At 58.4% G+C, this 5,957-nt stretch carries 5 protein-coding genes; 2 read left to right on the top strand and 3 right to left on the bottom strand.

Annotated elements, in window-relative coordinates; translation table 11 throughout:
• The first annotated feature begins 203 nt into the window (after positions 1-203).
• Positions 204-497 carry a hypothetical protein gene (locus BV95_RS23990; RefSeq protein ID WP_156028738.1) on the top strand — a complete coding sequence of 98 codons (294 nt, stop codon included), beginning with the start codon at positions 204-206 and terminating at the stop codon, positions 495-497.
• A 332-nt stretch (positions 498-829) separates the two neighbouring features.
• Here BV95_RS23990 and BV95_RS22085 read toward each other — a convergent pair whose 3' ends face one another.
• The 3 genes from BV95_RS22085 to BV95_RS22075 form a co-directional block, all read right to left on the bottom strand.
• Positions 830-3,286 carry a S8 family peptidase gene (locus tag BV95_RS22085; RefSeq protein ID WP_081873491.1) on the bottom strand — a complete coding sequence of 819 codons (2,457 nt, stop codon included), beginning with the start codon at positions 3,284-3,286 and terminating at the stop codon, positions 830-832.
• Positions 3,192-4,280: an AAA family ATPase gene (locus BV95_RS22080; protein ID WP_037457420.1), complete on the bottom strand. Its 1,089-nt coding sequence runs from the start codon at positions 4,278-4,280 to the stop codon at positions 3,192-3,194. Before BV95_RS22080 ends, BV95_RS22085 begins: the two co-directional genes overlap by 95 nt.
• A 389-nt stretch (positions 4,281-4,669) precedes the next feature.
• Entirely contained in the window at positions 4,670-4,876 is a 207-nt protein-coding gene (locus BV95_RS22075; RefSeq protein ID WP_037457412.1) for a helix-turn-helix transcriptional regulator, read from the bottom strand.
• Between the two features lie 274 nt (positions 4,877-5,150).
• On the opposite strand from BV95_RS22075, the gene BV95_RS24820 reads away from it, so the two are divergent.
• Complete coding sequence (locus BV95_RS24820) at positions 5,151-5,285, top strand: hypothetical protein (RefSeq protein WP_267880732.1); 135 nt, start codon at positions 5,151-5,153, stop codon at positions 5,283-5,285.
• Positions 5,286-5,957 lie beyond the last annotated feature (672 nt).

The raw sequence follows: 5,957 nt of genomic DNA, 5'->3' as shown, positions 1-5,957 counted from the left end.
CCTCGTCGAGAACTTCTTCTGTAGCCTCAAAACATTCCGGCGCATCGCTACCCGATACGAGAAAACTGATCAGAGCTACCGCGCCATGATCAACCTTGCGGCCCTGAAGATCGCTATGCGCTAAATGTCCACACGCCTTAGTCGAGGGCGGCGACTTACTCCCCCGGCTCGAGGCGGGCTGGCGTGGCGAGCGGCCTGTAAGAATGAGCGAACCTAAGGGCGCACTCTTCACCAGTGGGTCGGCAGTGATCGCGAGCGAACAACATATTGCCCAGGTGGGAGGACATCATCGTCGCGTTTCAGGGCTGGATATGGAGATCTATGCCGTTCATCGTGCGGTGCAGATCTCAGCGTGCCGGCCCGAGCTCATTTGCGCCAAGACGGTTGTAGATCTTGCTGGCGGTGATAAGAACGATCAACTTCAACCCTATGGCTGCGCTATTTCTGCGAAGTTCGTGGTCGAGGCTCTTGGTAGGTATTTCGGGCGAGAGGTCTAGCTAGACACTGTAAGCTCAGACTGCTCTACGCTTTAGATTGCCTCTATTTAGCCGCTGGCTAAAATATATGTCTTAGCCATCGTTAGGCTCTCGTCCATTCGTCGCACAATATCGTTATAGGTCATGAACCGTGGAAATCGTGCCAGGAAGTCGCATGTGAGCCTTTCAACGGCGTGGATTGCCGATTGCCTCACCCAAGGCCGACTGTCCCGAATGTCCTCACTCAGCTTTTGCCGTTCGGCCGCGGAGGGCCCGATGACCCAGATCTGCCTGCCAACAGCTCTGAAGCGGATATTGATCGGTGCCATAACGTACGATACGCGTGGTGCGGTTTAGATGATGATTGCCTGGGCCGCATTCAGAGCGGTGATGGCCGTCTGTACCTCAGCATAGAGATCTGCTTCGACCCCTTGCGTATCGATTTCGACGACAAGAGCGAAGCGCACCTGCGGTTCTCCGTCCTTCAACATCGCAGTGTGTTTCCACCATCCGGCGACTGGATGAACGGCCAGGAGATTGCGGCGGGCAAGGTCCGACGCTTTACACGTCAACTGGTCGATATGGAGGGAGCCGACGTCGCGCCGGCTACTTCCGAAGTCCCACAAATCATCTTCATCGACTTGGGCCCCGGCCGGCTCGGCGGCCTTGCTGATGCGGGCCATGAACTGCTGGGCATTTTCGCCGGCGCGGTTCAGCTTGAACCGGAGGTTGTGAGATGCGTAGCGATAGCGCGAACCGCGGGATGCTTCGGCGGGATTGGGGGCAATGAAGGAGCTGAGCGCGACCCGGAGCGTTACCTCTGCATTGCCGAGCTTGCGCAACTCCTCGACCGGCCAAGGCAGCGTGAAAAGCCGCATCTCCTTGTGGACGTCTCCGCCTGTTTTTTCCGAGAGACCGTAAGGAATGATGACGTCCTGAACGATCAGTGACAGGGCGTTGGACGCGCTGCGATGGGCTCTGTCGAGATCGGGCACTCCGTAGCCATAGCGCTGGAACAGTCGCGCATAGCTGCCTTTGTTCGGTTGCGGGGGAAGGTGCGAGCGCATCTGCGGCGTCCAGCGGGCGGATGCCACATAGAGCGCCCGGATAGTTTCGGGCCAGAGTAGTGGATAGTCCGACCACAACTCGGTGATCTGTTTGGCCGCGATCGCCGTTGCAGCGCTCGTGTCATAGGTGAGGCTGAACGAGCGTTGTGGATAGGCATGATGGACCGTAAGCAGCGACAGATCGCTATGCCGCATGGGCGGAGGCACTGTGCCGGCAGCCCAGTTGCCGCCTTCAAGGACAATGTCGGGCTTGAGGGGCCATGTCGATGACCACGATGCTGTTCGGGAGCTGGGCGAGAGATCGCCGAATGGCGCAACGATGGTGAGGCCATCGGCCGCCGGAAGCATCGCCTTTTCGGTGTAGGCCCCAACACTGATCGCATTCCACGCCTGCGCCGGTGATTCTAGCTCATTGTCGGGATGGTCGCAGGTATCGAGATAAGGATCCGCAGTGAACTTGAAATTATCGGTGTTGCCGGCCGACACCAGGATCAATCGTGGGTTGGTGCGATCGCCCGATACGCCGGCGGCAAGCTGGTCGACTTCGGTCGACCATGACGTCGGCGCACCGTCATGCGGAGTGTCCTCGTCAGTTGTGGCGGCCATTGTGAAGGTCCGTCTGCGAACAGTCTGCTCGACAGTGTTGATCGCGCGGCGGGTCATAACGCCCAGGAGGTGATGCGGGTTCACTCCCGCATCCGGCACCAGTTTCACCGATTCAAGCCGATGCGAGACCGTAACCGGCATCGTCGATTGCAGGTTGAGGGACAGATCGCCAAAGAGCGCGAGACCGGCGAGCTGGGTTCCATGGCCTTTGATGTCCTCCAGCCCCCATGCAGGGTCAGCGGCATGTCGGTCCTGTACGAGAAGTACAGGAGCAAGCAGCGGATGGGCACGGCTGATACCCGTGTCGAGCAGGGTGACATAGCCACCGTTCGCTCCCCCAGTATAGGTCGTTCGCTGGGAAAGGTCCTCAACCCAGGCAACTTGCTCCTGCACGTCCATTGCGTCGAAGAAATCGGCGGTAGCCGCAGGCGCGGCGAGAGCCCGAACGGCACCAAGCCGTCGCACGGCAAGGGCGATATGATCCCGCGTTGCTTGTCCTATGATGACCACATCTTCCGGGAAATACAGACGATCGGTTCCGATCTGCACCTGATAGGCAGCGGCATGCGCAATGAAGGCGTCCGCTCCTTCGGGCTCCAGCCAGATTTCCCAGTGCGCCCCACCATTATCCACCGGGAACTTGTCCTGCGGACCGCGCCAGAGCGCCCGCAGGCCAGCTTCGGTTATAGCTGCCAGGCTCTGCACGAGATTAGCGTTCTTAGGCCGACCAGGGATGAGCTGGCCATCCTTTTCCCTGTCGGGCGTATCTTCCGTTTCGAACTGCTCGATCTTCTTACGGAGTTTTTCGACACCCTTTGCCGTGGCGAAAACGGTTGCTGTCTCGATCGTACCGGCTTCGCTGACCTCGGCATCGCTACGCAACAGCGCGATGCCGCTCGATCCCAGACTATCCTTTGCCAGCGGTTCGTTCGGTCGCCCTTTGACCTCAAGATAAACGCCGGGAAGGCCATCGGTCGCTATCGGGGGGAGGAAATCAATGGCTTGAAGCAGCGCCTGTGCGTGGTCCGACCGATTGAGGACATCACTCGGCGATTTGCCGCCGCCCCCGCCTTTTGCTCGAAACGGATGCGCCTTTCCGAGATCCTTCAGAAGAAAGTGACGTAGATTCCGTGGCATTCGCGCCTCTTCCTAGCCCCTGTAGCGAGCGACGGCGCTCCAGCGAGTTTACCAGATCAAGCGTTGTTATCGTGTTCCGATCGCCAAGTACGGCTCGGCGGGCGGCGTCTTCGGCCGCGGCTACGACGTCAGCCGTCGAAAGACCGATGGCACAGTCGGTGACCTTTTTCCACGACAGGCGAGCGTAGGAGAAACCGGTCAGACGCCGTTCGAGAGCCTCACGGATCGCGACCGCATCGGGCAGCTCGTAGGAGAGAACGAGATCAAACCGACGCAGCACTGCGCGATCAAGGATCTCGGCGAGATTTGTGGTAGCGATCACGATCGAGGGGCCGGTGTCCTCGTCGAGAAACTGGAGGAATGAGTTCAGAACGCGGCGCGCTTCGCCGACATCGTTTCCGTCGCCTCTCGCTGCTGCAAGGGCGTCGATCTCGTCGAAAAGATAAACGCCTCGCGTAGATTTGATCGCGTCAAAAACGAGCTTCAGCTTCTGGGCCGTTTCACCCATGAACTTCGTGATGAGGCCGTGCAGCATCACCGAGAAAAGCGGGAATTGAAGCTCGCCGGCGAGGCCATGGGCGCTCATGGTCTTGCCGGTGCCTGGAGGCCCGGACAGGAGAATGCGCCGCCTAGGCTTAAGACCTTTTTCCTCGAGCCTCTCGCGCATCCGCGTCTCGACGACGATGTGCGAGAGCTCCTCCTCGATCAGAGGCGGCAGGATGACGCTGTTCAACCGCTCGCTCGGATAGGAGGCGAACAGGAATTGCGCGAGATCGCCGCGAGGCGCAGCGATTGGTGTGAGGTTGGGCGTTAGCGAGGCTGGTCGCGGCGGTGTTTGGCCGGCATTGGCCCATTGACGCAGGGTTTCGGCGAGCCGCTTATGTCCTTTTTGCTCCTCGGCAGCGGAGAGCTGCATCGCGAGATCGAAGAAGCGATCGGAATCCCCCTCCGCGTGGCTCTTTACGAGACCTATGAGTTGCTGCGCTGATGCCATGTCCATTATCTATCGCGGAATTGCTCGCGATACACCCCCTCATTTGCCTATTTAGATAGTGCAGGAACTATGCGTTGCGTCAATCCTTTGTGGGCTAAGTCTGGAACGGCGGCTTACCCTCATTCCCTACTGCAAACCGGACCGTCGTGAAGGTCCCCGAGCCAGTCAAAATCCGCGGGCCATTCTTGTCCAAGCGGCACGCAAATTGGCATGGGGTCATCCCCATTGCGTATGAACCCGAAGGAAAGCTGCCCCGCCGGAGCAAGCTCAACGGCGGGGACGAGTTCAAGGTAGTTGCCGCACTCAAGGGGAAAGAGCGGTGAGAATAATGTAGGCCGAGCCAGTGCCGATACAATGCCAACTGGCACCAAAATGGACTGGATACGGCATTAACCATCCTTGACGCTATAAAACATGGGATTTCTAAGCCAGTCATTGATGGCGGACTCCCGCCAGCCCATGCAGCGGGTAGCGATGCGAATCTGCCTGGGAAAGGTGCCATCCGCCACCTTGCGATAGAGGGTGGCCCGGCTGAGCCCGGTGCGGTCGAGCACGGTGTTGAGGCGGAGGATGCGGTCGGGGGACTGAGCGGTCATGGCAATATCCTATATGCTGCGATGCGGCTTGCTTGCCCCTGAGCATCAGGATTGTGGGGTCGTTCTGTCGCGTCAAGCCCGTGAGAATCAGTGGCTTTGGGTCAAATCGGGCCATAGCGGACCATGTCGGTCCACGGCGGGCCAGATCGTATGCAGAAAAATTTTGCCGATGGGCTTTGCGGCCATCGGCGATGCGGCTGCTAAGCCTCTTTTTGAGATGGGAAAGAGCTGCGGAGCGCGCTGAAGATGAGCGTGCAGGTTTCCTGATTCGGGCTTGGGGCGGCCCGTTGGTCCGCATGCGGTCATCGCGCTGTGCGCGATGGCGTTGGCCTCCGGCGTCGATCTGGCGGGGGGAGCGTCGCTTGCCCTTAGGCCTGTCGCGCCGGGCAACAACTCCGGCTTCGCCTGAGTGCTCCATTTCATTGCGCCCCTGCGGGTGCAGCCCGGCTCCCTCGACGGGCCTTTGGGTTCGCTCCTGCGGCTCTTCTGCCGCCCTCTCGTGTGGAGTAAATGATTGGGAAATGACAGCGTGCCAGTGCTGCTTTTTCAAGATGTCGGACAGCAGGAGGCCAGTTCCAGCGGATGGCGATACGAAATGCAGATTCTCAAGGTGACGCGATTTGTGAATTTTGGCGAGGGCGATCTTGCGTAATATCTTGACAAAATGTCGATATCATTCAACATGCCTCAATGAATCCGAAGATGGATCATATACTTGCTGTAATTAATGTTGTTATTACTTTTTGATGATATTTAAATAAGAATTACTTTCAATGAGTTGTTGCGGGAATTTGGATCCTGCCGCCCCAGCCAAGGATTTCTGCGGATTTCAGAGGATCGACGCAAGTTATCCACAGGGCATTCCGCACTTTATTCCGCATTTTATGCCCGTCGAGCCTCCAATTTTGCGACCGCAGAGTTGCTAAGAGAGGCTGTCATGGCCTGGTAGACATCGAGCATCCGGTTGACCGTCGTGACGGGTTGTGTGCGTCAAGTTCTGCAAATAGCGGCGGGCATGCTGGCTAGGCGGCTTGACGTAGATCGGCTTTCTTCATCTCCTTAAGGTCGTTCATGTTGAGAT

Source organism: Sphingobium chlorophenolicum (assembly GCF_000722875.1).
In the GTDB taxonomy this organism is placed as follows: domain Bacteria; phylum Pseudomonadota; class Alphaproteobacteria; order Sphingomonadales; family Sphingomonadaceae; genus Sphingobium; species Sphingobium chlorophenolicum.
This window is presented reverse-complemented; position numbering and strand designations above follow the sequence as displayed.

Excerpts from the sequence above, each read along its gene's own strand:
- BV95_RS22085 (WP_081873491.1), bottom strand. The coding sequence starts at position 3,286 with ATGCCACGGAATCTACGTCACTTTCTTCTGAAGGATCTCGGAAAGGCG.
- BV95_RS22075 (WP_037457412.1), bottom strand. The coding sequence starts at position 4,876 with ATGACCGCTCAGTCCCCCGACCGCATCCTCCGCCTCAACACCGTGCTC.
- BV95_RS22080 (WP_037457420.1), bottom strand. The coding sequence starts at position 4,280 with ATGGCATCAGCGCAGCAACTCATAGGTCTCGTAAAGAGCCACGCGGAG.
- BV95_RS23990 (WP_156028738.1), top strand. The coding sequence starts at position 204 with ATGAGCGAACCTAAGGGCGCACTCTTCACCAGTGGGTCGGCAGTGATC.